The 2262-nt window shown below is 73.2% G+C and carries 2 protein-coding genes; both read left to right on the top strand.

The features are described 5' to 3' along the window. The first annotated feature begins 217 nt into the window (after positions 1–217). Positions 218–1219: an N-acetylmuramoyl-L-alanine amidase gene (locus ACWGIU_RS36135; protein ID WP_453712316.1), complete on the top strand. Its 1002-nt coding sequence runs from the start codon at positions 218–220 to the stop codon at positions 1217–1219. Positions 1220–1372: 153 nt separating this feature from the next. Continuing rightward, positions 1373–2197 carry a hypothetical protein gene (locus ACWGIU_RS36140; RefSeq protein WP_453712317.1) on the top strand — a complete coding sequence of 275 codons (825 nt, stop codon included), beginning with the start codon at positions 1373–1375 and terminating at the stop codon, positions 2195–2197. Positions 2198–2262 lie beyond the last annotated feature (65 nt).

A 2262-nucleotide genomic window follows, 5' to 3' on the forward strand; every position in this document is an offset into this window, starting at 1 on the left:
AGTACGTCCAGTACACGGGCGCCCCTCCGCCTTGCGATGCACGGCACCGGACAACGCGGGCCCGACCGACAAGATCCGAAAGAGACGACCTGGTCCGTGACCTGGCCGGTCACCAGCCGGTCATCCGACCCGATGAGCGCCGGGCAGACAATCGCACCACGCCTTCGGACGGCCTATGGTCCGGACGCGGGCCGGGAGGCGGGTCTAACATCGCGGCGTGCGCAACGACTACAGCCCCCCGCCCCCCGAGTCCGGCTCCTCCATCGACCCGGACCGGCCCTGGTTCACCCGGCGCTCCACGCTCGTCGTCGGGGTTGCCGCGCTCGCCCCCGCCGCTCTGGCGGGCTGGGTCCTGACCCAGGCTTTCGCCGGGACCGGGTCCGGCGGGCCGTCCCGCTCGGCGCCGCTGTCCTCCTCGCCCTCCACCCTGTCCCCCGGCCAGCGGGACGCCAAGCCGGGCTCCGCCGCGAGCGAGAGCTCAGGTACGGGTACGAGCCCCGGTGCCGGCACGAGCACGCCCGCGGCCGTGCCCGCACCCGCCAAGGGGCCGCTCACCGGCAGGACCGTGGTCGTCGACCCCGGCCACAACGCCGGAAACTTCGACCACACCGACGAGATCGACCAGCAGGTCGACATCGGCACGAACCGCAAGGAGTGCGACACCACCGGCACCACCACCAACGCCGGCTACAAGGAGGCGGACTTCACCCTCGACGTCTCCCGGCGCCTGCGGACCGCCCTGGAGGCCCAGGGCGCCAAGGTCGTCCTCACCCACCAGGCCGACCGCCCGTGGGGCCCCTGCATCACCGAGCGCGCCCGCATCGGCAACGAGGCGAAGGCCGACGCTGTCGTATCCGTCCACGCCGACGGGGTCTCGGCGGGCAACCGCGGCTTCCACATCATCCTCCCGGCCGCGGTCAAGGGCGGCGCCGCGGACACCGCGAAGATCGTCGAACCGTCCCGGGAGCTCGGCGAGCGCATCGCCGGGAACTTCGCCCGTACCACCGGCTCCGCGCCCGCCAACTACCTCGGCGGCGGTACCGGTTTGGTCGTCCGCGACGATCTCGGCGGACTGAACCTGTCAACTCGGCCCAAGGTGTTCATCGAATGCGGCAACATGCGTGACGCCAAGGACGCGGCGCAGCTGACGAGTCCGGAATGGCGGCAGAAGGCGGCCCAGGGCATCGCGGACGGCATCGTCGGCTTCCTCGGCGGGTAGGCCCCCTCGGGAGTCCGGCGGGACCACCCGTCGACCCGATCATCTCGGCCGTCGGAAACCTCCGTACCATGGTGCCGCCCGCCCTGCTGCAGACACGTTCTGCGACCGCGGCACCACGAGACGACGACCGAGACCGAGAAGGACACCTGAGACGTGAACATCCGCTCCCTCACTCGAGGCGACGGCGTGGTGATCGGAGCAGCGGCGCTGCTGTTCATCGCCTCGTTCCTCGACTTCTACTCCGCCACCGGTGTCGACCGGCCGAGTGCGTGGGACCTTGACTCCAACCACCTGACGCTCCCGACCATCTTCCTGATCGGCTTCATCGCCGCCGGTCTGCTGATCGCGTCCCGCTTCCAGCCGGAGCGCAAGGTGCTCGGCCTGCCGCTGACGGCGTGGGGCACCGTGTTCGCCGTCTCCGCCGCCTGGTCGGCGCTGTGGGGGCTCATCGCCTGCCCGGACGTGCTCGACCTGGGCGCGGGCGCCATCCTCGCCTTCCTCGCCACGCTGGCGCTGGCCGGTGTGGCCCTGGCCGGCGCGAAGATCCCGGCGCTCGCCGGCCAGCTCGTCCCGGAACCGCGGCCCGCCGCGGTCCCGCCGTACGCGGGCCAGCCGGGCCAGCCCCAGCCGGGTGCCGGGTACGGCTACCCGGGCGCGCAGCAGACCCCGTACGGTTCCACGCCGCAGCCGGTCCCGCCGTACGGCGGATCGCCGGACCCGGCCCCGGGTCCCGGTCCGCAGGACGCCCAGCACACCCCGGCGCCGGCCCCGGCGGCGGACTTCACCCCGTTCTGGTTCGCGGTGCCGGTGGCCCGCCCCCTGTACGCGGAGGACGGCTCGCCGACCCCGATCGCCGAACTCGCCCCGGGCACCTGGTACCTGGCCGTCGAGCAGCGTGGCGCGGCCACCCTGATCGCCCAGACCCAGGACGGCCGCCGCGGCGTCCTGAACGACACCTCGGGCATCCAGCGCGGCTGACCGCCACGCGGCCCCATACAGACGGCCTCCCGCCCGTCCGGGCGGGAGGCCGGTGCCCTACAGTC

This window comes from Streptomyces sp. NPDC054840 (genome assembly GCF_053611065.1).